Consider the following 22,312-nt stretch of genomic DNA (forward strand, 5'->3'; position numbering starts at 1 on the left):
TCAGTCAGGCGGGGATCAGGTCGCGCAGATTTTCGAGAGTGACGACAAGAGATCCGGCGGGCAGCTCGGCCGGGCGGCTCATACCGATGAAGGTGACCGGTCCGTCCGGGACCGTCTCGCCGTCCCACAGGGTCACCTTCGTCGCCTCCCCGCTCATCAGGTCGACGAGATGGCGCACGGTGAGCTGCTCGCGCTCGACGATGCCGCGCAGCAGGTTGGCCACCGTCACGCGGTTCTCCTCGACCCGGTTCGCCGACGGGCTGCCCTTGAGGTACAGATGCAGCCACTTCGCGCGCCAGGCGCCGTCCTCCCCGCGCAGGAACACCAGCGGCAGCGCTACCCGCCCCGCACCGCGCAGCTCCGACTTCATCCGCACGGTACGCGGTTCGAACGGCCGCCCCTGCTGCTCGCCCTCGCGCAGCATGAACCCGAAGAACGACTCCTCGACCTCCTCGAAGCCCTCGCCCGCGAAGATGTTGACCTGCGGCACGACGAACGCCCCGCGCACGGCACCGAGCCGCAGATCGATGAACTCCGAGGCCCCGTCCGGCGCTTCGGTGATGTCGCCGGAGTGCTCGCCCTCGACCTCGGTGAGCGAGGTGTACGACAGCCATGTGTTCGTCGAGTAGTCGGCGTTGAGCATCAGCGCCGACAGGTCGAAGTCGGTGCGCCGCTCGGTCTCCTTCCAGTACACGAAGAACCGCAGCAACTCGCCCTCGACCATGGAGAGGGACCCGCGCGGCAGCACCCCGAGCCCGGCCGCCGTCGCCTTCCCGCTCAACGGCAACGCCACGTCCAGCACCTCCGGATCGACCAACAGCCGCTCCGGAGAAGGCAGTCGACGCCGCGTCTCGTCGTCGAGCGCGACAATCAGCCGTTCCCGCTCCGCCGGTCCTACGACCGCTCGCTCGTCGTCGGTCACCCAGGCCCGGCCGCGCCGGTTCACGAAGACCCGCAACTCCCCGGTGTCCCGGGCCCGGTTGTGCAGATGCTCGCGCACCGACAGCACGACCCGGCCCGACACCTTGGGCGCGACCTGTTCGGCGGCGGCCACCACGGCGTTGCGCTCCTCCTGCGTGAGCGCCATGCGCAGCAGTCGGTCCAGCGCGCGGAACAGCCTGCCCGGCGCCGACTTCAGCAGCTCCGCCGCCCCCGACACATCGTGCCGGGCGAGCAGTTCCTCGACCCGGCTGTCGAAGGACGGGGCCTTCAGCTCACCGCGCGCGACCGCGAACACCTCGGCGGCACGCGGCAGTTGCGGGTACTCGTGCGGGTGCAGCCGCTCACCGAGCCGCTTCCACGCCTCGCGGTGCGCGTGCACGTCGGCGAGCTTGGCGGGGGATGCGGCGACCACGGAGTCCAGCCCCGCGAGCAACGCCCGCCGCACCGGACGCGACGGTGACCGGAAACGGGTCGGCTCCGCCAGCGTCACATCGCCGTCCGACAGTGCGCAGGCCAGCCGCAGCACATCGGTCACGGTGTCCAGCAACAGTCCCGAACCCGCCTTCAGCCGGGCCTGGTTGACGATCGCGCGGTTCTCCCGGACCGGGATCGCCTCGGGCTGCGGCCCGGCCACGCACCGCTCGGCCAGCACCCGCAGATCGCCCTGGTGCTCCTCGCTCAGGGGTGTAGTGCTTCCCGCCAACGCCAGGTAAAGGGCGGTGAGTTCGTCGGCCAGGTCTCCGCCCGCGTGCAGCACCGTGAGCCGGTCGCCCGCCGCCGCGATCAACTCGTCCTGGGCGGCGAGCAGTTCGGCGTACGTGTGCTGGTACCTGCCGTACGTCGGCAGGCTGAGCAGGTTCACCACGCCGGCCCGCAGCTGCTTCAGCGTCGCGGCCGAGGTCTCCTCGTCGTCGAGCGCGTCGGCGACGCACGACATCCAGAAGTCCACGGTGTCGGGCACGTTGGCCGGGAAGTCGATGAAGTAGGCGTTGTGCTGGACGTGATCGCCGACCAGCTCGCGGACGGTCCGCAGCGTGCGTGCGGCGATACGGACGACGGTCTCCTCGGGCAGGCCCGACAGTTGTTCCAACAGGTCCGGGGAGAGCTTGAAGCCGACGGAGAGCAGCGCGGCGTCGAACTGCCGCGCTGCGGTGGTGCCTTCACCAGCGGGACCTGTGGCTTCACCCAGGGGACCGGTGGGGAGGGGGACGCGGAACGTGTGCCGGAGGACCAGTGGTTCGAGACGGTCGATCATTCCCGCATGGTCCCAGAACCGAACAAGCGGGCGCATTCGGGTTTCCGTGAAGGGTGCGGCGACCTTCCTCCTCGTTCGGTCAGCCCTCCTCGTTCGGTCAGCGTCCGGGCGCTCCCGTCCGCAGTCCGTCCATGACCAGGTCCAGGAGCCGCTCGGCGCGCCCCTGCCAGTCGCCGTGCGGTTCGATCTGCCACAGGCCCGCGATGGCGAGAAAGAAGTCGTCGGGGGTGACGCCCGGGCGGATGGTGCCGGCCTCGTCGTTCGCCCGCAGGAGCAGCGCGACGGCCTCCGTCACCGCGCCGTGCCCGGGCTTGGCCGGGGTGCCGGACGCTCCGGCCGCCTGCCGCAGCGCTCCGGCCAGGCCGACCTTGGCCCGGGCGAACCGGGCGAGGCGGTCCATCCACTCCCGCAGTGCCCGGTCCGGCGCGCTCGTCTCAAGCAACGGGGCCGCCGCGTCGGCGACCTGCTGCATCTCGTGGCGGTAGATCTCCAGCAGGAGCGCTTCGCGGTTGGGGAAGTTGCGGTAGAACGTGCCCTGTCCGACGCCGGCCTTCCTGGCGATCGTACTCAGCGGGACGTCCGCCGCGAGCGTCAGCTCGGCGAGCGCCACTTCGAGGATGCGCTCGCGGTTCCGCTGGGCGTCCGAGCGCTGTGGTGTGCCCAACTCCTCGCGCACTCCTCCTCCTTCGGGGAAATACGGCAGAGCCGACCTTGCTAAGCGGACAGCTGTCCGTTAGGTTCCTGGATAGCGGACAGTTGTCCGTTTAGAGCTCACTCTACCGGCAGAACGGGCTGCGCGAACGGCCGGACCGACCGCCGACCGGAATTCTCGTGCGACCCGTAATTCTCGTGCGATCCGTGGGCTCACGGATCTCCTCGTCCGACTTCGACGCGCCCCACCTCCGCGAGAGAAGGCTGATCATGGCCCCATCGACGTCCAGCGTCATCACCCTGAACATCAACGGAGAGAAGCACACGCTGCCCGTCGATCACCGCACGACCCTGCTCGACGCCCTGCGTGAACACCTCGACCTCACCGGCACGAAAAAGGGCTGCGACCAGGGTCAGTGCGGGGCCTGTACGGTGCTGCTCGACGGCCGCCGGGTCGTCTCCTGCCTCCAGTTGGCGGTGGCCGCCGAGGGACGCGCCGTCACCACCATCGAAGGCGTGGCCGACGGAGGCCGGCTGCATCCCGTGCAGCAGGCGTTCCTCGACCTCGACGGTTACCAGTGCGGCTACTGCACTCCGGGCCAGATCTGTTCGGCCCTCGCGGTGATCGAGGAGCACGCGGCGGGCTGGCCCAGCGCCGTCACCGCCGACGTACGGCCCGAGGCGGGGCCGCCACCCCTCACCGCCGAGGAGATCCGGGAGCGGATGAGCGGCAACCTGTGCCGGTGCGGCGCGTATGTGTCGATCGTCCAGGCGGTCGCCCGGGCGGCCGAGGCGCGGCGGACGGAGGCACCGCGGGCCGAGGAGGAGCAGGACGACTTCAAGGAGGCCGTGGCATGAGGGAGTTCGAGTACCGGCGTGTCCTCGACGTCTCCGGCGCGGTCGCGCTGCTCGACGCCGAGCCCGACGCCCGTTTCCTCGGCGGCGGCACCAATCTCGTCGACCTGATGAAGGCCGGCGTGGAGCGTCCCACGCGGCTCGTCGACGTACGCGAACTGCCCCTGGACCGCGTCGAGACGACGGCGGACGGCGGCCTGCGCATCGGCGCCACCGTCACCAACAGCGACCTCGCCGCGCATCCCGAAGTGCGGCTCCGTTACCCGGTGTTGGCCCAAGCGGTGCTGGCCGCCGCCTCCGGCCAGTTGCGCAACATGGCCACGGTCGGCGGAAATCTGCTCCAGCGCACCCGCTGCGCCTACTTCACCGACGTGACCCAGCCCTGCAACAAGCGGGCCCCCGGTAGCGGTTGCCCCGCGCTGAAGGGCGAGCACCGCAACCACGCGATCCTCGGTGCCTCCGAGCACTGCGTGGCCACCCACCCCTCCGACATGGCGGTCGCGCTGGCGGCCTTCGACGCGGTCGTGTCGTACGAAACCGCCGCCGGGCCGGGGGAGTTGGCGCTCACGGACCTCTATCTCCCCGTGGGCGACACCCCGCATCGCGAGACCGCGCTGCCGCCGGGCGCGCTGATCACCGGGGTCACGCTGCCGCCCGCCCCGGTCGCCGCCAACTCCCGGTACCGGAAGGTGCGCGAGCGTGCCTCCTTCGCGTTCGCGATCGGCTCGGTCGCCGCCGCCCTCGACGTGCGCGACGGTGTCGTGCGCGAGGTACGGCTGGCCTTCGGGGCGGTGGCGTCACGGCCGTGGCGGGCGCGGCAGGCCGAGCGGGCGCTGACCGGGGGACCGGCGAGCGCCGAGGCGTTCATGGCGGCCGCGGACGCCGAACTGGCGGCCGCCGAGCCGCTGTCGGACAACGCCTACAAGGTCACCCTGCTGCGCAATCTCGTCGTGGCCGTACTGACCGAACTCGCCGAGGAGACCGCCCGATGACCACCACGACCCAGACCGTCCGGTCGACGGGTGCCTTCGGAACCGCCCACACCCGGGTCGAGGGGCGGGACAAGGTCACCGGCGCGGCCCGCTACGCGGGAGACTTCCCCTTCGACGAACTCGCCCACGGCTGGCTGGTGTTGTCCACCGTCGCCCGAGGCCGCGTCCGCACCGTCCGGGCCGACCCGGTGCTCGCGATGCCCGGCGTCCTCGCCGTCCTGCACCACGCGAACGCACCGCGTGTCACCACCGACTACATGAGTGTCGTGGGCCCGCCCGACCCGGCCCTCGGACTCTTCCAGCACGACCAAGTCCCTTACGTGGGCTGGCCGGTGGCGCTGGTCGTCGCCGAGACGTCCGAGCAGGCCAGGGAGGCCGCCGAAGCGCTGGTGGTCGACTACGACGAGGAGCCGCACGACATCGCGTTCTACGCCGGGCACCCCGGCGCCTACCTGCCCGCGGGCTCGCCCGCCGGACCGGCCGAGGTGGTGAAGGGCGACGTGGAGGACGCCCTCGCCCGGTCCGCCGTGGTCGTCGACGAGGAGTACACGACACCCGAGGAGCACCACAGCCCACTGGAACCCCATGCCGCGACGGCCCGTTGGGAGGCCGGACGGCTCGACGTCGTCGACTCCAACCAGAGCACCGTGTGGGTGGCCGGCGAACTCGCGAAACTCTTCTCCCTCGACCCGGCGGCCGTGCGGGTGCGGTCCGAACACGTCGGCGGCGGCTTCGGATCCAAGGGCGTACGGCCGCACCAGGTGGCCGCCACGATGGCCGCGACCGTTCTCCAGCGCCCGGTCCGCGTGGTGTTGACGCGCCGTCAGATGTTCACCCTGGTCGGCTATCGCAGCCCCACCACCCAGCGCGTCAGGCTCGGCGCCGACCCCGACGGCCGGCTGCGCGCCCTCGACCACCAGGCACTCAGCCTCACCTCGACCGTGCACGAATTCGTCGAACCGAGCGCCGCGTTCGGACGCCCGCTGTACGCCGCCGACGCCCACCGCACCGCCTTCCGGGTCGTACGGCTCGACCTGCCGACCCCCACCTTCATGCGCGCCCCGGGGGAGGCGCCGGGCTCCTTCGCGCTGGAGTCCGCGCTCGACGAACTCGCCGAGAAGTGCGGACTCGACCCGATCGCCCTGCGCGTCCGCAACGAACCCGCGGTGGGGCCCGTTTCCGGACTCCCCTTCAGCAGCCGCAACCTGCTCGCCTGCTTCGACGAGGGCGCCCGGCGCTTCGGCTGGGCCGACCGCGACCCCCGCCCCGGCGTGCGCCGCGACGGGCGCTGGCTGCTCGGCACCGGCATGGCCGCGTCCACCTTCCACGTCGGGGTCGGCCCGTCCACGGCGGCCGTCACCGCTGAAGCGGACGGCACCTACACCGTGCGGATCAACGCGACGGACATCGGCACCGGCGCCCGCACCGCGCTGACCCTGGTCGCCGCGGAGTCGCTGGAGACGGAGCCGTCCCGGGTCCGGGTGCACATCGGGGACAGCGACCTCGGAGCCGCGATGTTCGCGGGCGGCTCGATGGGTACTCGCTCCTGGGCCTGGGCGGTGATGCGGGCCGCGGCCGACCTGCGCGAGCAACTGGCCCTGGGCGGCGACATCCCGCCCGACGGCATCACCGCGCGAAGCGACACCGCCGAGGCCGTCGCCGCGCTCGCCAAGAAGGAACGGCACTCCTTCGGGGCGCAGTTCGCCGAGGTCGCCGTGGACGTCGCCAGCGGTGAGGTCCGGGTACGACGGCTGCTCGGCATCTTCGCCGCCGGACGGATCATCAACCCGCTGACCGCGCGCGGTCAGTTCGTCGGCGGGATGATCTGGGGCATCTCCATGGCCCTGCACGAGGAGGCGGTCCGCGACACGGCGTCCGGCGCCCAGGTCGGACCGGACCTCGCCACCTACCACTTCTCCGCCAACGCCGACATACCGGACATCGAGGCCGACTGGGTCGACGACCCCGACCCGGACGACCCGGTCGGCATCAAGGGCATCGGCGAGATAGGGGTCGTAGGGACCGCAGCGGCGATAGCCAACGCCGTCTGGCACGCCACCGGTGTCCGCCACCGTGCCCTGCCGATCCGCCCCGACCGGGTCATGACCGCGGGCGGGACGCCAAGTGCTTGACATCGCCCAGGAGTTGGACCGCTGGATGCGGGACGGCCGGGACTTCGCCGTCGCGACCGTCGTCACCGTGGGCGGCAGCGCACCGCGCCCACCCGGTGCCGCGCTCGCCGTCGACACCGACGGCACGGTGATCGGCTCGGTCTCCGGCGGCTGCGTCGAGGGCGCGGTCTACGACCTGTGCGTACAGGCGCTCCAGGACGGCGAGCCGGTCCGCGAACGCTTCGGCTACAGCGACGAGGACGCCTTCGCCGTGGGTCTGACCTGCGGCGGGGTGATCGACGTCCTGGTCACGCCGGTGCGTGGGGGCGACCCGGTCTACGCGGCGGGGTTGGCGGCGGCGGCCGGGGGCGAGCCGGTGGCGCTCGCCCGGGTGGCCCGGGGGCCCGCCGAACTGCTCGGCAGGGCGCTGCTGGTGTATCCCGACGGGAGGCACGAGGGCAGTCTCGGCACGAGGGGCGCGGACGGCCCGGGCGAGGTGGACGCGTGTGGCCTCGGCGAGGCGGACGAGAGCGGCCGCCACCGACCGCACGAAGGCCCCCGCGCCGGTCGGCCCCACCTGGACCGCACGTCGGCGGCCCAGGCCCGCGCGCTGCTGGACCTCGGCCGTACCGGATCCGTCGAGATCTCGGAGGACGGCTCGCACTGCCCGGGTGGTCTGACCCTCTTCGTCGAGTCCAGCGTGCCCGCACCCCGCATGATCGTCTTCGGTGCCGTCGACTTCGCGGCGGCGCTGGTGCGGGCCGGAAAGTTCCTGGGCTATCGGGTGACCGTGTGCGACGCCCGGCCCGTCTTCGCCACCCGGAGCCGTTTCCCGGACGCCGACGAGATCGTGGTCGACTGGCCGCACCGCTACCTCCGGCACACGGCCACGGACGAGCGCACGGTCCTGTGCGTACTCACCCACGACGCCAAGTTCGACATCCCCCTCCTCGGAGAGGCCCTGAGGCTGCCCGTCGCCTTCGTCGGAGCCATGGGCTCACGCCGAACCCACGAGGACCGCAACCGACGGCTCCGGGAAGTCGGCGTCAGCGAGCGGGAGTTGACCCGGCTGCGCTCGCCGATCGGCCTCGACCTGGGCGGCCGTACGCCCGAGGAGACGGCCCTGTCCATCGCGGCGGAGATCGTCGCCGTACGCAACGGCGGCTCGGGCGTGCCGCTGACCGGCTCGGCGGCACCGATCCACCGCGACCGGGACAAGGTCGTGCTGGGGGTGTCCTGAAGTGGATGGGTCAGTCCTCGGTGAGCCAGTCGTACGCCGCCTGCGCGCTGAACTCCGCCTGCCCGCCCCGGAGTAGCAGCCCCGCCGTCGCGAACTCGGCGGCGTCGGCCTGCGCGGCCACGTACGGGATCGCGATGCAGCGCATCCCGGCCGCGTGCGCCGCCGCCGCGCCCGGAGCCGCGTCCTCCAGGACCACGCAGTCGGCCGGGGCTGCCCCGAGCCTGCGTGCGGCCTCCAGGAAGACGTCCGGCGCGGGCTTGCCCCGCGCCACCTCGTCCGCGGAGACCACGGTCCGCAGCGACGCGTCGAGCCCCGTGCCCGTCAGGATCGCCTCGATGGCCTCCGGCGACGAACCCGACGCCACCGCCATCGGTACCCCCTCGGCCGCCAGCAGCTCCACGAACTTCCGCATCTCCGGGTACACGGGTGTCGCGGCCCGGGCCAGCGCCAGATAACGGCGGTTCGTCTCCGCGAGCAGCTCCTCCACCGGCGCCTTCAGGCCGTAGCGCTCCTTCAGGAGGACGAGGGTCTCCTGGGTGCTGATGCCGACGAAGCGCTCGTGCTGGGCCCATGTGAAGTCCGGGACGCCGTGCTCGGCGAGGGTCTGCCGGGTGGCTTCGTAGTAGTTCGGCTCGCTGTCCACGAGTGTTCCGTCGAGATCGAAGATGACCGAGAGGCCGCCGGGATTGCTCATGGGTTCAGGATGCCAAGGGTCACGTGCCGGCCGCGCGGCCGATCGACTCCACCAGCGGCAGCAGGCGGTGCGGGACGCGCTCGCGCAGCGCCATCTCGGTCCGGGTGCGGACCACGCCCGGCAGGCTGATCAGCTGCTGGATCACGTCCTCCAGGTGACCGTTGTCCCGCGCCACGACCCGGGTCAGCAGATCCCCGCCACCGGTGATCGAGAACGCCTCGACGATCTCCGGTACGGCGGCCAGCGCGTCCCCGACCTCGTCGAGATGCCCCTGGGTGACCTCGATGTGCACGAACGCGAGCACCGGGTGCCCGAGCGCGGCGGGGGAGAGGAAGGGGCCCGTACCGGTGATCACCCCGTCCCGCTCCATCCGGTCGAGCCGCGCCTGGAGCGTGCCGCGGGCGACGCCGAGCAGACGGGCGTACTCGCGCACGCTGGTACGCGGCTGCTCCAGAAGCAGCCTGAGGATGCGGGTGTCGAGTTCGTCCACACTCATGGCGCAAGACTGTACCAATGGACTAGTCCCTAAGGGCCGGGCCATTGGCCCAGTGGATCGGGAGCCACTTGAGCCACTCGCCTCGATGATGCTCTCATGGGCATGTCGATGGCGCTGCGGACCTCCGCGGCGCCTTTTTCATGCCGGTGTCCAGAGGTGCGCGCAGGGGGCGGGAAGCAGTGCTGAAAAGGGTGTTCGTGGCTCCGGACCCGGGGCGCGTGCGGCTGCGGTTCGCCGGTCGGGCCGTCCTCGGCATCGGCCTCGCGGTCGTCGTGTGCGGACTGAACGGGCAGTCCCTCGCGGGCGCAGTGACCGGCGGTCTCGCCGCGCTGCTCGCCCTGTTCACGGTGACGGACACCTCGGTGCGCGGGCAGGCCGTCACCACCGCGCTGCTGCCCTGCGTGGGCCTGCCGGTGCTCGCCGCCGCGGCCGAACTGCACGACCACCCCGTCGCCCGTGACCTCACCTTTCTTGCCGTGGTCGGCGCCGGCGTCTACGCCCGCCGCTGGGGACCGCGCGGCCACAGCCTCGGCGTCTTCGCGTTCATGACCTTCTTCGTGGCGCAGTTTCTGCACGCGACCACCGACCAACTACCCGTGCTCTACGCGGCAGTTGGCCTCTCCGTGCTCACTGCGGCAACGGTCCGCTTCGGCTTCTGGTGCTACGAACGACGACTGCCCCCGACCGCCGTACCTGCCCCAACTGCCGCTCGCGGCCTGGCCCGTGTGACCACTCGGCAAGCGGTCCAGGCGACCGCGGGCACCGGATTCGCCCTCGTCGTAGGCCAGTTGGTGTCCGGACAGCGCTGGTACTGGGCCGTCGGGGCGACCTGGTGGATCTTCGTGAACACCGCCTCGCGCGGCGAGACCGTGGTCCGCGGCTTCCGTCGCGTCCTCGGCACGGTCCTCGGCATCGCCCTGGGCCTGCTCGTCGCCGTACCGGTCCACGGCGCCCCCGTCCCCACCGCGATCCTGGTGGCCGCCTGCGTCTTCGTCATCTTCTACTCGGCCGCCGTCTCCTACACCTGGATGATGCTCTCGGTGACCTTGATGGCAGAACTGCTCTACGGCCTCCTCGGCGTCCTGAACCCCGGCCTGCTGGCGCTGCGCTTCGCGGAGACAGGCGTCGGCGCGCTCGGTGCCGTACTGGCCGTCCTCCTCGTGCTGCCGGTGACCACCCACACCACCACGGACGCCTGGATCCAACGCGCCCTGCGCTGCGTCCACACCTGCACCGCCGAGGCCGCCGCCCGCCTCGCCGGTTCCGCGACGGCCGACCCCGCCGGACGCGTCGCCGAACTCGAGCAACTCCTCGGCCGGGTACGGCTGTCCGTCGCGCCCCTCGTGCACCCGCTGAACCCGGTGCTGGGCCGCAAGCACCGCGCCCGCCGGGTGCTCGCCCTGCTCGACGACTGCGCCCGCGAGATCCGCGGCCTCGTCGCGGTGGCCGCCGACCCCGAGGCCTCCCACGACGCCCGCCTCGCCGCCGCGTGCTGGCGCGTGGAGACCGCGGTCGAGGCCCTCACCGACGGCGACACGTCCCGGCTCACGGCCAGTGCGGCCCGGCCACCGGCAGAGCCCGCGCTGGCCCACCTGCACGGGCTGGAACGCGCTCTCGCCGAACTGGCGGAGCCGCTGCGCGCGCGGTCCGGTTCGCGGCTTGTCGGAGCTTGAGCCGGTTCGGCTGGGCCGAGGCGGAGGCGCGGAGGCCGCCCACGACATCCGCCTGCCTGCCCGCCTGCCGCCTGCTGATGCATCGAAGCCGAGGCGCTCATCGACGGCGACGCCTCGCGGCTGAGGGCCACTGCGGTCCGGCCACCGGCGGAGCCCGCGCTGGCCCACCTGCACGGTCTGGAACGTGCCCTCGCCGAACTCGCCGAACCGCTGCGCGTGCGGTCCGGTTCGCGGCTTGTCGGACCGTGAGCCGGTATGGGTGCGGAACCGGTACGGCTGGGTGGAGAAAGCTCCGGGGTTTGGTCTAGACCGGTCATGATCGACTGCTACCGTCACCCCGGACAGCACTGACCGAGAGGGGACAGCGGTGGCAGACGGCGGCAGGCGGGGACGGCGGGCCTTCATCGGGTCGTTCACGGCGGCGGGCGGCCCGGGTGTCGTCGCGGCGGCCGTGGACGCGGACAGCGGCGCGCTGACGGTCCTGAGCAGCGTCGACGGCGTCCCCGACCCCTCGTATCTCGCCCTGGCGCCCGACGGGGACACGCTCTACGCCGTCAGCGAGACGGTCGAGGGCGCGGTGGCCGCGTACCGCGTGCACGGCGACAAGCCCGAGCTGCTGGGGTCGCCGGTGCGTGTGGGGGGCGCGGGACCGACGTACCTGAGCCTGTTCGCGGGGCACGTGCTGACCGCCGACTACGGCTCCGGCAGCGTCACCGCCGTGCCGGTCCGCCCGGACGGCACCCTGGCGAACCGCCCCTCCGGACAGCTCCGGCACACCGGTTCCGGCCCGCACCAGCAGCGCCAGCAGGGTCCGCACGCCCACCAGATCCAGCCCGACCCGAGCGGTCGTTGGGCGGTCAGCGTCGACCTCGGCACCGACTCCGTGCGGGTGTGCACGCTGGACGACGGACGTCCCGTACTGCATCGCGAGATCGCGCTCCGACCCGGCTCGGGCCCCCGCCACCTGGCCTTCCACCCCGACGGCGCCCACGCCTACGTCCTCAACGAACTCACGCCGACCGTCACCGTCTGCACCTGGGACGTCGAGAGCGGCGCGCTGAAACCGCTGACCGAGGTGGCGGTCCTGCCCGGCCCGCCCGACGGCGACGCCGCCTACCCGTCCGGCATCGCGACCTCGCCGGACGGCCGCTTCGTCTGGACGGCGACCCGCGGCGAGGACGTGCTGTCCGTCCTCGCCGTCGAGGGCGACGGGCTGCGGCTGATCGGGACGGTGCCCTGCGAAGGCCACTGGCCGCGCGCCCTCACCGAGGCCGGAGGCCACCTGTACGTCGCGAACGAGCGCTCCGGCGACGTCACTTGGTTCACCGTCGACCCCGCCACGGGCATCCCGCGCCGCAGCGGCTCGGTCAAGGTGACCGCCGCGTCCTGCGTGGTCTTCGACTGACCCCGCTGTCGTCCCCAGCACATGCCGAAGGGCCCACTCCCGCGTGAGGAGGGGCCCTTTCGGCGCTACGGCGTTACACGTGCCGGTTGGGTCAGCGAACCGGCGCGCCCTGCGGCTGCGGCGGCGCGATGCCCAGCGCCGTCGTGTACTTGGCCAGCGCGAGCTTGCCGATCGCCGGGTACGGACCGAGCGCCTCGGCGGCTGCGCAGCCGGCCTCGGCGGCGGCCGCCTGGAGCAGACCCGGGTCGATCTCCGGGCCGATCAGGTACGGCGCGAGCGCCAGCTGCTGCGAACCCGACCCGCGCAACTGCTCCGCGATGGCCGCGATCGAACCTTCCTGGTCAAGAGCCGCCGCCATCACCGGCACGGCGAGCCGCGCGGCGAGCAGCATGCCGGTGATCCCGGCCGCCTGCACGGCCTCCTCGCCGCCCACGGACGCGAGGATGATGCCGTCCGCGGCGGTCGCCACGGTGAACAGCCGGGCACGGTCGGCACGGGCCAGACCCGCCTCGGACAGCCGCACGTGCAGCGCCTCGGCGAGCAACGGGTGCGGACCGAGCACATCGGTCAGGTCGGCCGCGACCCGGCTGTCCATGACGGCCTGGCGGACCTGACGCAGCAGCGCGCTGTCCGGACCGGCGAGCAGCGGCACGACGACGGCCACCGGCCCGTCGGGCTCCTTGACGTCGGCGCCGGCGGCCCTGGCCTGCTCGAAGCGGGCGGTGCGCTCCTCAGCGGCGTGCGCGAGCACGGACGTCAGCGTGGGGAACTCGGAGTCGTCCCCGTCGAGATAACCGATGCGGCCGTCGAGACCGGGCAGCTCGGAGCGCGCGATGCTCACGACCTCCTCGGCGAGGCTGCGCGTGGCGGCGCTGGGCGTGCCCGGCACGGCCAGGACCAGCGCGGGCGCGCCCTCGGGAGCCGCCAGCTGCTCGGGTCGGCGGTGCCGCCCGGGCTGGCGAGGTCGCGGCATTCGTACTGGCAGGCCGGACGCGGGCCCAGTGGGGGAGCTCATGGCGAGGCATGTTACTGGCTTCCTGGGCTCCCCTGTTCGGGGAGGGTGCAGGTGAGCGGTATCCGTCCTGTTTTGTCTGATGAGTTACGTACGGATCAGAAGTGATCACCTTGTCCTTTTGGGCTCACCACGGACAACATCACGTCGTCACGCGGCAGAGCGAGCGCCCCCGCGGCAAGATCACGCGCGATCCGCACGGCACCGTCCAGCGGATCACCCTCCGCCGGAACCACCCGCGCATGCGGCAGCCGCTTCGCCAACTCCTCGTGCAGCGGTACGAGGAGGAGCTCGCCCATCTTGAACAGGCCACCGGTGAGCGCGACTTGGGGCTCACCGGCGGGCGGACACACCGCGACGGCGGACTCGGCCATGTGCCGGGCGGCGTCGCGCAGGATGTCGGCGGCCACCGGGTCGTCCGGCGCGCACTCGGCGACACGAGGCGCGAAAGCCGCGAGTACGGCGGGCCGGTCCGACCGCGGATACACCTTGCCGGGCAACCCCGTCATCGCCCCGAACTGCTCCTCGGCGCAACTCAACAGCGCCTCGGAACCCCCGTCCCGCCCGTCATACGCGCGCAGCGCCGCCTCCAGCCCGGCCCGCCCGATCCAGGCCCCGCCACCGCAGTCGCCGAGCAGATGCCCCCAACCGTCGGCTCTTCGCCACCCGGTGAGATCGGTGCCGATCGCGATCAGCCCGGTACCGGCGGCGACCACGGCACCGGGCCTTGCCCCGAGGGCGCCCACATAAGCGGTGACGGCATCAGCGGCGAGCGCGACGGTCCGCACCCCGAATTCCCGCGCCAACGCCCCCGGCAACTCCGCCCGCAACCCGTCCCCGAGCGTGGCGAGCCCGGCGGCCCCGATCACGGCTGTGCCCACCTCGGACACGTCGGCGTGATCGGTCAACTCGCGCACCATGGGCGCCAGTTGCTCCATGAAATGCCCGGGATCGATCCCACGGGCACCGGTCCGAACGGGTTCCCCGGACGAGAGCGGGCCGGAACTTCGGCCACTACCGACCTCGCCCACGACGACCCGGAGCCCGGAGCCTCCCGAGTCCACGGCGAGGAACCTGCCCGCGGCATACGGTGAACCGTCCCCCGGAATCGTCACGGCAGACGCCAGTCCACCGGTTGTCCCCCCTGCCGGACCAGCAGGTCGTTGGCGCGGCTGAAGGGGCGGGAGCCGAAGAAGCCGCGGTCGGCCGACATGGGGGACGGGTGCGAGGACTCCACCGAGGGCAGGTCGCCAAGGAGGGGTCGGAGGTTGCGGGCGTCGCGGCCCCACAGGATCGACACCAGCGGCTTGCCGCGCCCGGCCAGTGCCCGTATCGCCTGCTCGGTGACCTCTTCCCAGCCCTTGCCGCGATGAGCGGCCGGACTGCGCGGGGCCGTGGTGAGCGCCCTGTTGAGGAGGAGCACCCCCTGCTGGCTCCACGGGGTGAGGTCGCCGTTGGACGGCTGGGGCAGTCCCAGGTCCGTGTTCAGCTCCCGGTAGATGTTGAGCAGGCTCGGCGGGAGCGGACGTACCTCGGGGGCCACCGAGAACGACAGCCCCACCGCGTGCCCCGGAGTCGGGTAGGGGTCCTGTCCGACGATCAGGACGCGGACGTCGTCGAAGGGCTGCTGGAAGGCTCGGAGGACGTTCGGTCCGGCCGGTAGATAGGTGCGCCCGGCGGCGATCTCCGCGCGCAGGAAGTCCCCCATCCCGGCGACGCGTCCGGCCACGGGTTCCAGGGCTTTCGCCCAGCCCGGTTCGACGATCTCATGCAACGGTCGTGGTGCCACGGGCGTCACCCTACTGCCGTACAGGGCCCGGCGATCAACCGGTGCTCGAAGCCCGACCGGGAACGACCGAAGCGTGGGCGCGTGTGAACGAAGCCTGCCCTGCCGGGAGTTGCCCTTCCGGAAGCTTCCGCCCTCACGCGACCACCGCCGCGCGCACGCACAGCACGTCCGGGAGATGGGACGCCAACTGCCGCCAGCTGTCCCCGTCGTCGTCCGACGCGAACACTTCACCGTTGCGATTGCCGAAGTACACGCCCGCCGGGTCCGCGCCGTCCGTGCACATCGCGTCGCGCAGCACCGTGCCGTAGTGGTCCTCGGTCGGCAGGCCCGCCGACAACGCCTCCCAACTCCGGCCCGCGTCCGCCGTACGGAAGACCCGGCACCGGTGCTCGGCGGGCACGCGGTCCGCGTCGGCGTTGATCGGGAACACGTACGCCGTGTCGCCGCGATGGGGATGGGCGGCCGCCGCGAAGCCGAACGTGGACGGCAGTCCCTCGCCGATGTCCGTCCAGTGCGCGCCGGCGTCGTCGCTGCGGTACACGCCCCAGTGGTTCTGCAGATACAGCCGGTCCGGGGTCGCCGCGTCCTGTGCGATCTTGTGTACGCACTGGCCGAACTCCGGGTTCGGATCCGGCAGGAACACCGCGGAGACACCGGAGTTGGACGGCTCCCAGCTCTCGCCCCCGTCGCCGGTGCGGAACACCCCGGCCGTCGAGACGGCGACCGTCACGGCGCGCGGGTCGCGCTCGTCGGTGAGGACGGTGTGCAGGCCCTCTCCGCCGCCGCCCGGAACCCACCGCGAACGGGTCGGGTGCTCCCAGAGCGGGCGGACCAGCTCGAAACTCTCGCCGCGGTCCTCGGAGCGGAACAGCGCGGCCGGTTCCGTGCCCGCGTACACCACGTCGGGTTCCGCGGTCGCCGGGTGCAACTGCCACACCCGCTCCAGCGAAGCCCCCGTGTCCTTCGGGAACTTGACCGCGGGCCGCGCCGGCTCGGCCCACGTCCGGCCCAGGTCGTCGGAGTGGAACACGGACGGACCCCAGTGAGAGCTGTCACCACCAGCCAGCAATCTCGGTGTGGGGCCTCTGGTGTCGACGGCGACCGAATACAGCGCCTGCGCGTTGAAGTACGGACTCTCGTCGAACTCCCAGATCCCACCCCGCCTGCGCCCGATGAACAGGCCTTTTCGCGTGCCCACCGCGAGCAGTACCTCCGTCATGCCGGTCACCTCCGCTGCGTTTTTGGCGACTTTGCCCCCATCACCGCCCAGTCTGCACCCCACCACTGACAGTCACCCCTGGAATCGGCATCACCGCAGGTCAGGAGGCCCGTTCCGGTCCGTGGGGCAGACTCGCGAGGCCTTCCCGCGAAGCGCCTGCGGAAGTCCCGGCAGCCATGGGAACGTCGAGTCGGGGTATTCGTCGTGAGCATCGAGCAGACGTCTCCCGTATGGGAGGGCGGTTCGGTAGGTGAGCGCGTTCATGAGGAGGATGCCTTCGATGGCGTTCCGAGGTCCGAAGGTGTGGCTGTGGCGGTGGCGGCGCAATCCGCTCAAGCGCCGTGCCGATGCGGTGGAATCGTGGATCGTGCTCGGCGCCTGGCTGATCACCGTCCTCGCCGGGGTGCTCGCCGGTCTGACGGCGACCCAGTCCGTCGAACACGAGCTGGCCCAGGAACGCGTCGACTGGAAACCCGCGGTGGCCCTGGTGGTCCAGGACGCACCGGGTCCCGCCCCGGCGAACTCGAGCAGAACGAGCGGCGAACCGGTCTGGGCGAAGGTCCGCTGGACGGCCGTGGACGGCTCCTCCCACACCGGCCAGATACGCGTCCCCTCCGGCAGCGCGATAGGCACTCCGGTGACCGTCTGGACCGACCCGCAGGGCCACCTGGTCACCAAGCCCGCCAGCGCCTCGCAGGCCAAACTGCGGGCCGTACTGATCGGCACCCTCCTGGGAGTGGGCGCGGCAGCCGTCCCCCTCGTCAGCGCCCGGGCCCTGCGCGGCAGACTGGAACGCCGACGCATGGACCAATGGGACGAGGAGTGGGCCCGCTTCGGCCCACTGTGGGGCCGCAAGACGGGCTGAGCGCCCGCCCCGACGCCACGAGCCCCTGCCCTGCGAATCGCAGACAGGGGCCCTCGTCGTGCCTGTCACACAGACCCGATTGGCCCCAAGTCGCCCGTGCTTCCCGGCGCGCAGCCCTGACCGGTCCTACCCAGCCCGTACTCCCGGGCGGATGGACCCGCCCGATGTCATTTGTCCAGCACCTACGGTCCTCCGGCCTGCCCGGTCTCAAGCCGCGTGTGCTTCCCGGCAGCCACGACGGTCCTACTCCGCCCGAACGCCTCGGCACACGGGCCCGTCCGATCTCACACGCCCGCGCCTCCGGTCCTCCGGCCTGCCCGGTCTCAAGCCGCGCGTACCTCTTGGCAGACGGCCCTGACCGACCCTGCTCGACTCGAACGTGCCGACACACGGATCCACCCGATCCCCTGCGCCCTCACTCCCTGCACCCACTCCCACCCGATCTCAAGCCCCCCGCACCTCCCGGCACACCTCCAACAACCGCTCGTCCTCCAGGACGTCCTGGCTCCCGTGTCCACCCGACCGCACCAAATGCCGTCGCGGCGCGGCGAGTTCCGCCTCCACCAGGTCGTGCAGCGGCGCCCCGGCCGCCCCCATGTCGACCAGGCACGCGGCAATGACGCCCCGCACACCCGGATGCTCCACCCAGGCCGAACGGAGTACCGGAAGCACCCTCTCCACCTCCCCGTTGACCCGCCACAGTGCACACGCGCCCGCCGTCCGCTCCCACGCGCACTCCGCTCCGAGCATCCGCGCCAATCCGGGTGCCGCGGCCCGCGCAGCCGAGCCCAGGCGGGCCAGCACCTCGGCGGCGGCCCGGCGCCGTTGCGCGTCAGGGTCCGCCAACTCCCGTACCAGTACCGGCAGTACAGCCGAGGCATCCCCCTCCACCGACCACAGCGCACCCGCGGCGACACCGGCGCACTCGGACTCCAACAGCCCCCGCACTACGGGTACGACCCCTTCCGCACCACCCCCGAACACCCCGAGCGCCCGCACCGCCGACTCCACGACCCGGGGCCTCGACCGCACCCCGTCCGCCATCCCGCCGAGCAACCGCAACACCTCCGGCACTGCCTCCCGATCGGCGAGCGCGGTCAGCGCCGACAGCAGGGGTACGGCACGGTCGTAGGTCTCGGGGGAGTCGAGGGGTAGCTGGCCGAGGAGGTGTCGTAGCGCCGGGGTGAGGGGTGCGCCCGCGCGGCCGAGGTAGACGATCACGCGTCCCAGGTCGTCGGGTACGACCGGCTGCGCGAGGACCTGGGCCAGTACCGGTGTCGCCCGTGGATCGCCGCTGCGGGCAAGGGACTTGAGCGGACCGCCCAGGGTCGGCGGCCGGCGTTCCCAACGGTGCACCCACAGGTCGGGGCGGGAGATCACCAGCGCGTGGAGGGGGTCGGCGGCCGGCGCGGCCAGGTGGAAGAGATCGCCCAGGACCGACACCGCGGCATCACGCAACCGGTCCGACACCGCCGCACCGGGCAACGGAGGTGCCCCCGCGCCCAGTTGCTCACCGATCAGCGCGACCGGCACCGTGTAGTCGGCCCGCCACTCGCGGAACAACCCCGCCGCCGTCCACACCCCGTTGCACCGGTCAGCCGGGTCCGGGCTGGTCAACTGCCCCTCCAGCAGGGCGATCCGGTCGCCCACCCGCCCGCCGAGCGCGGTGTGCAGCGTACGCAGCAGCAGCGCGCCCTCCTCGTCCGAGGGCCGTAGCCGACGTAACCGTCCGGCGAGCGTGTCCGGGTCCACGTGGTCGCCCTCCGTCGGCGCCGAACGGCCCGACCGGCGCTGCTCGGACCGCTCCCCGAGGAGTTCGACGACGGTCGGGACGAGGTCGGCGGGGAGCAGATCGGGTGCGCAGCCCGCGAGTTGGCCGAGCGCGGCGAGCCGTAGACCGGGGTCGTACGGCGGAGTGCCGAGCATCAGCAGGATGTCCAGCGCCTCGGGGGCGTGGGCCGGGTGCTGCCGTACGAACAGGCCGACGCTCTCGGTGAGGGCGAGCAGGACCCGGTCGTCGCGCTCCACCGCGATGCGCTGCCGTAACAGGCCCAGCACGCGCGCGGGTTGGTCCAGGAACCGGACGAGCGCTTCGGCAGCTGCCCGGCGCACACCGGGGTCCCGGTCCCCGATGAGGACGACGAAGACCTCGCCGCCCGCGCGGACAGCGGCATCGGCCGACCCACGCCCGTCACCATCTTCCTGCTCCGGCCTCCGCCCGTCACCCGTATCGACAACCTCCCCCTCCGGCCCGTGTCCCCGTCCGATGCTGACCAGAAGTTCCACCAACCCGCCCCGGTCCGGAACCTCTTCGCAAGCGGCGAGTGCGAGCAGAAACGGAACGCAGGCGAGCGTCGAGTCGTACACGATTCCCTGGTGGTGCACCGCGCCGTACATCCCGTCGAGCGCGCTCGCCCGCTCGACGGGGTCCGCGGAGGCCAGTCCCCGGAGCAGTCCGGGCACGTCCTCCGCGCTGCCGTACGCATGTCGCAGTGAGGCCCAGCCGACCTCGTCGATCCCCGTGAACACGTTGTCCTCCCCAGGCGCAGTGCCAACTGATCGCGAGTCTGCACCACGCCACTGACAACGAAGCGGAATCGGGGGGTAACCGAGGGTCAGGCTTCTTCGGGCAGGGCGCGGGCGAGGATCGTGTCGAGGTCGGCGGAGTCGGGGAGGGTGCCGAAGGCGTGGCCCCAGTCGCCGCCGAGCCGGCTCGCGCAGAAGGCGTCGGCGACCGCGGCCGGGGCGTGTCGTACCAGGAGGGAGGCCTGGAGGGTCAGCGCCATCCGCTCGACGAGACGGCGGGCTCCCGTCTCGGTGGCCTCGCTCAACGCGTTCTTCAATCGACTGACGGCCGCGTCCAGGCGGGCGTCCGCGCCCTGCGCCAGGGCGAGTTCGGCGAACAGCGCCTCCGCCGTACCGGGATCGCGGGTCAACGCCCGTAGGACGTCAAGGGCGTTGACGTTCCCCGAGCCCTCCCAGATCGAGAGGAGCGGCGCCTCGCGGTAGTGGCGGGGCATGCCCGAGTCCTCGACGTAGCCGTTGCCGCCGAGGCACTCCAGGGCCTCCGCAGTGAAGGCCGGGCCGCGCTTGGTGACCCAGTACTTGCCGACGGCGGTGGCGATCCGGCGGAACGCCGACTCGGCGCCGTCCCCGCGCACCGCGCGGTCCGCCGCACCCGCCAGCCGCAACGTGAGCGTCGTGGCGGCCTCCGACTCCAGCGCCAGATCCGCCAACACGTTGCGCATCAGGGGCTGTTCGAGGAGCCGTGCGCCGAACGCGGACCGGTACCGCACATGGTGGCCCGCCTCGACGAACGTCTTGCGCATGAGAGTTGCCGACATCATCACGCAGTCCAGGCGGGTGCAGTTGACCATCTCGATGATGGTCTTGACGCCGCGCCCCTCGGGCCCGACCAGCCAGGCGACGGTCCCGTCGAACTCGGGCTCCGAGGACGCGTTGGAACGGTTGCCCAGCTTGTCCTTCAGCCGCTGGATACGGAAGGTGTTGCGGCTGCCGTCGGGCAGCACGCGCGGCACCAGAAAGCATGACAGTCCGTCAGGCGCCTGTGCCAGCACGAGGAACACGTCGCACATCGGCGCCGACGTGAACCACTTGTGCCCGCGCAGGGTGTACACGCCGGGTTCGGCGGTGGGAGTGGCTGTTGTGGTGTTCGTCCGGACGTCGGAGCCGCCCTGCTTCTCCGTCATCCCCATCCCGGCGAGCAGCCCGCGCTTCTCGGTCGGGACGCGCAGGACCGGGTCGTACACCCGGCTGGTCAGCAACGGCTCGTAGGCGGCGGCCAGTTCGGGCGTCGCGCGCAGGGCGGGGACGGCGGCGTACGTCATCGACGTCGGGCAGCCGTGCCCGGCATCGGTGTGTCCCCACACCAACCCCCGTGCGGTACGGGCCACATGGGCGCCGGGGCGCTCGTCCGCCCAGGGCGCTCCGGCCAGTCCCTCGGCGACGGCGACGCCCATCAGCCGGTGCCAGCTCGGGTGGAACTCGACCTCGTCGATCCGGTTGCCGTAGCGGTCGTGCGTGCGCAGCTCCGGTTCGTGCCGGTTCGCCTGCTCACCCCACTCCTGCGCCTCCTCGCTGCCCGCCGCCCGCCCGAGCCGCCGCACGTCCTCCTCGGCCCAGTCGGCGCCCTCCCGGCGCAGCCCCTCCAGCAGGGCCGCGTCCTCGGAGGAGTCGTACGGGGTCAGCGGCGGGGGCTGATTGGTGACGTCGTGCGTGGAGTCCCGCGGCTGCGGCGGTATGTGCGCGAGTGTCTGGGCCATGGGTGAAGTGTTGCACTATCTCTGCGAATGCATCAATGATGTAACACGAGAATCGCCACGTAGAGTACGAGGCCATGCGGATGAACGTGTCAGAAGGCCCCGGCGAGGTGGACCTGCGCCCGCTGTCCGCGCGGTCGGTCGTCCTGAGCCTGCTGCTGGGCACGCACCCGCCCGAGCTGCCCGTACGGGATCTGCTGCGCGCCGTCGAGCCCCTGGGCGTCGCCGGTTCCACGCTCCGGGCCGCGCTCAGCCGGATGGTGGCCGCCGGCGACCTGCGGACCACGGACGCGGTCTACCGGCTCAGCGACCGCCTGTTGGAACGCCAGCGCCGCCAGGACGCCGCCGTACATCCCGAGACCCGCCCCTGGGGCGGTGACTGGGAGATGACCGTCGTCACCGCGACCGGCCGCGGCCCCGCCGAACGCGCCGACCTGCGCGGCAAGTTGACCGCCCTCCGGCTCGCGGAACTCCGCGAGGGAGTCTGGCTCCGCCCGGCCAATCTCCTACGACCCCGCCCTGACGAACTCGGCCCGGTCGCCCGGCACTTCACCACCCGTCCCGCGGAACCCGCCCGCCAACTGGCCTTCACCCTCTGGCCACTTGACGCCTGGGCGAAGACGGCCCAGGCGCTGCTCGCCCGTCTCGCCGCCACCGCGGACCACCCGGCCGACCGCTTCACCGTGCTCGCCGCCGCCGTACGGCACTTGCTCGCGGACCCGGTCCTGCCTCCCGAACTCCTGCCCACCGACTGGCCGGGCGCGACTCTGCGCAGCGAATACACGCGCCACCGGCGGGAGTTGATCGCGACCACGCTCGGGAACACGGCATAA

General features: G+C 72.2%; 18 protein-coding genes. 8 read left to right on the top strand and 10 right to left on the bottom strand.

The annotated features are described in order from the left end of the window. Positions 1–4 precede the first annotated feature (4 nt). Both OG504_RS44935 and OG504_RS44940 read right to left on the bottom strand, forming a co-directional pair. A complete protein-coding gene (locus OG504_RS44935; RefSeq protein WP_405994923.1) occupies positions 5–2,197 on the bottom strand; it encodes a hypothetical protein in 2,193 nt (730 codons plus the stop codon). A 97-nt stretch (positions 2,198–2,294) separates the two neighbouring features. Next, complete coding sequence (locus OG504_RS44940; protein ID WP_405994924.1) at positions 2,295–2,873, bottom strand: TetR/AcrR family transcriptional regulator; 579 nt, start codon at positions 2,871–2,873, stop codon at positions 2,295–2,297. Positions 2,874–3,118: 245 nt separating this feature from the next. On the opposite strand from OG504_RS44940, the gene OG504_RS44945 reads away from it, so the two are divergent. Genes OG504_RS44945 through OG504_RS44960 form a run of 4 tightly spaced genes read left to right on the top strand, consistent with a single transcriptional unit; the run spans position 3,119 to position 8,046 of the window. After that, positions 3,119–3,706, top strand: coding sequence for a 2Fe-2S iron-sulfur cluster-binding protein (locus tag OG504_RS44945; RefSeq protein WP_405994925.1), 588 nt, complete (start codon positions 3,119–3,121; stop codon positions 3,704–3,706). Then, positions 3,703–4,695, top strand: a complete 993-nt coding sequence (locus tag OG504_RS44950; RefSeq protein WP_405994926.1) for an FAD binding domain-containing protein — start codon at positions 3,703–3,705, stop codon at positions 4,693–4,695. The genes OG504_RS44945 and OG504_RS44950 overlap by 4 nt, the downstream gene beginning before the upstream one ends. After that, a complete protein-coding gene (locus tag OG504_RS44955; RefSeq protein WP_405994927.1) occupies positions 4,692–6,827 on the top strand; it encodes a xanthine dehydrogenase family protein molybdopterin-binding subunit in 2,136 nt (711 codons plus the stop codon). Before OG504_RS44950 ends, OG504_RS44955 begins: the two co-directional genes overlap by 4 nt. Further along, complete coding sequence (locus OG504_RS44960) at positions 6,820–8,046, top strand: XdhC family protein (protein ID WP_405994928.1); 1,227 nt, start codon at positions 6,820–6,822, stop codon at positions 8,044–8,046. Before OG504_RS44955 ends, OG504_RS44960 begins: the two co-directional genes overlap by 8 nt. A gap of 10 nt (positions 8,047–8,056) precedes the next feature. Here the strand turns inward: OG504_RS44960 and OG504_RS44965 are convergent, their stop codons facing one another. Both OG504_RS44965 and OG504_RS44970 read right to left on the bottom strand, forming a co-directional pair. After that, positions 8,057–8,740: an HAD family hydrolase gene (locus tag OG504_RS44965; RefSeq protein WP_405994929.1), complete on the bottom strand. Its 684-nt coding sequence runs from the start codon at positions 8,738–8,740 to the stop codon at positions 8,057–8,059. 19 nt (positions 8,741–8,759) lie between these two features. Beyond that, complete coding sequence (locus tag OG504_RS44970) at positions 8,760–9,236, bottom strand: Lrp/AsnC family transcriptional regulator (protein ID WP_393753578.1); 477 nt, start codon at positions 9,234–9,236, stop codon at positions 8,760–8,762. Positions 9,237–9,415: 179 nt separating this feature from the next. Here OG504_RS44970 and OG504_RS44975 point away from each other — a divergent pair, with 179 nt between their 5' ends. Continuing rightward, entirely contained in the window at positions 9,416–10,909 is a 1,494-nt protein-coding gene (locus tag OG504_RS44975; protein ID WP_405994930.1) for an FUSC family protein, read from the top strand. A 367-nt stretch (positions 10,910–11,276) separates the two neighbouring features. Then, a complete protein-coding gene (locus OG504_RS44980; RefSeq protein ID WP_405994931.1) occupies positions 11,277–12,314 on the top strand; it encodes a lactonase family protein in 1,038 nt (345 codons plus the stop codon). 91 nt (positions 12,315–12,405) lie between these two features. Here the strand turns inward: OG504_RS44980 and OG504_RS44985 are convergent, their stop codons facing one another. From OG504_RS44985 to OG504_RS45000, 4 genes are all read right to left on the bottom strand, one after another. Next, a complete protein-coding gene (locus OG504_RS44985) occupies positions 12,406–13,329 on the bottom strand; it encodes a sirohydrochlorin chelatase (RefSeq protein ID WP_078652243.1) in 924 nt (307 codons plus the stop codon). A gap of 95 nt (positions 13,330–13,424) precedes the next feature. Beyond that, complete coding sequence (locus tag OG504_RS44990; RefSeq protein ID WP_405994932.1) at positions 13,425–14,441, bottom strand: N-acetylglucosamine kinase; 1,017 nt, start codon at positions 14,439–14,441, stop codon at positions 13,425–13,427. Next, positions 14,438–15,115: a uracil-DNA glycosylase gene (locus tag OG504_RS44995; RefSeq protein ID WP_266868406.1), complete on the bottom strand. Its 678-nt coding sequence runs from the start codon at positions 15,113–15,115 to the stop codon at positions 14,438–14,440. Before OG504_RS44995 ends, OG504_RS44990 begins: the two co-directional genes overlap by 4 nt. A gap of 133 nt (positions 15,116–15,248) precedes the next feature. Then, a complete protein-coding gene (locus OG504_RS45000) occupies positions 15,249–16,400 on the bottom strand; it encodes a WD40/YVTN/BNR-like repeat-containing protein (protein ID WP_405994933.1) in 1,152 nt (383 codons plus the stop codon). 214 nt (positions 16,401–16,614) lie between these two features. Here OG504_RS45000 and OG504_RS45005 point away from each other — a divergent pair, with 214 nt between their 5' ends. After that, positions 16,615–17,199, top strand: a complete 585-nt coding sequence (locus OG504_RS45005; protein ID WP_405994934.1) for a hypothetical protein — start codon at positions 16,615–16,617, stop codon at positions 17,197–17,199. A gap of 444 nt (positions 17,200–17,643) precedes the next feature. Here OG504_RS45005 and OG504_RS45010 read toward each other — a convergent pair whose 3' ends face one another. Both OG504_RS45010 and OG504_RS45015 read right to left on the bottom strand, forming a co-directional pair. Then, complete coding sequence (locus OG504_RS45010; protein WP_405994935.1) at positions 17,644–19,728, bottom strand: HEAT repeat domain-containing protein; 2,085 nt, start codon at positions 19,726–19,728, stop codon at positions 17,644–17,646. A gap of 86 nt (positions 19,729–19,814) precedes the next feature. After that, positions 19,815–21,482, bottom strand: coding sequence for an acyl-CoA dehydrogenase family protein (locus OG504_RS45015; protein WP_405994936.1), 1,668 nt, complete (start codon positions 21,480–21,482; stop codon positions 19,815–19,817). Between the two features lie 74 nt (positions 21,483–21,556). Here OG504_RS45015 and OG504_RS45020 point away from each other — a divergent pair, with 74 nt between their 5' ends. After that, the gene (locus OG504_RS45020) at positions 21,557–22,312 is read left to right on the top strand and encodes a PaaX family transcriptional regulator C-terminal domain-containing protein (RefSeq protein WP_405994937.1); all 756 of its coding nucleotides are present in this window, start codon (positions 21,557–21,559) and stop codon (positions 22,310–22,312) included.

The organism is Streptomyces sp. NBC_00986 (genome assembly GCF_045162565.1).
Taxonomy (GTDB): Bacteria; Actinomycetota; Actinomycetes; order Streptomycetales; family Streptomycetaceae; genus Streptomyces.

Coding starts and splice junctions, on each gene's coding strand:
- OG504_RS45005 (WP_405994934.1), top strand. CDS start 16,615: ATGGCGTTCCGAGGTCCGAAGGTGTGGCTGTGGCGGTGGCGGCGCAAT.
- OG504_RS44965 (WP_405994929.1), bottom strand. CDS start 8,740: ATGAGCAATCCCGGCGGCCTCTCGGTCATCTTCGATCTCGACGGAACA.
- OG504_RS44945 (WP_405994925.1), top strand. CDS start 3,119: ATGGCCCCATCGACGTCCAGCGTCATCACCCTGAACATCAACGGAGAG.
- OG504_RS44970 (WP_393753578.1), bottom strand. CDS start 9,236: ATGAGTGTGGACGAACTCGACACCCGCATCCTCAGGCTGCTTCTGGAG.
- OG504_RS44935 (WP_405994923.1), bottom strand. CDS start 2,197: ATGATCGACCGTCTCGAACCACTGGTCCTCCGGCACACGTTCCGCGTC.
- OG504_RS44985 (WP_078652243.1), bottom strand. CDS start 13,329: ATGAGCTCCCCCACTGGGCCCGCGTCCGGCCTGCCAGTACGAATGCCG.
- OG504_RS44950 (WP_405994926.1), top strand. CDS start 3,703: ATGAGGGAGTTCGAGTACCGGCGTGTCCTCGACGTCTCCGGCGCGGTC.
- OG504_RS44955 (WP_405994927.1), top strand. CDS start 4,692: ATGACCACCACGACCCAGACCGTCCGGTCGACGGGTGCCTTCGGAACC.
- OG504_RS45015 (WP_405994936.1), bottom strand. CDS start 21,482: ATGGCCCAGACACTCGCGCACATACCGCCGCAGCCGCGGGACTCCACG.
- OG504_RS45020 (WP_405994937.1), top strand. CDS start 21,557: ATGCGGATGAACGTGTCAGAAGGCCCCGGCGAGGTGGACCTGCGCCCG.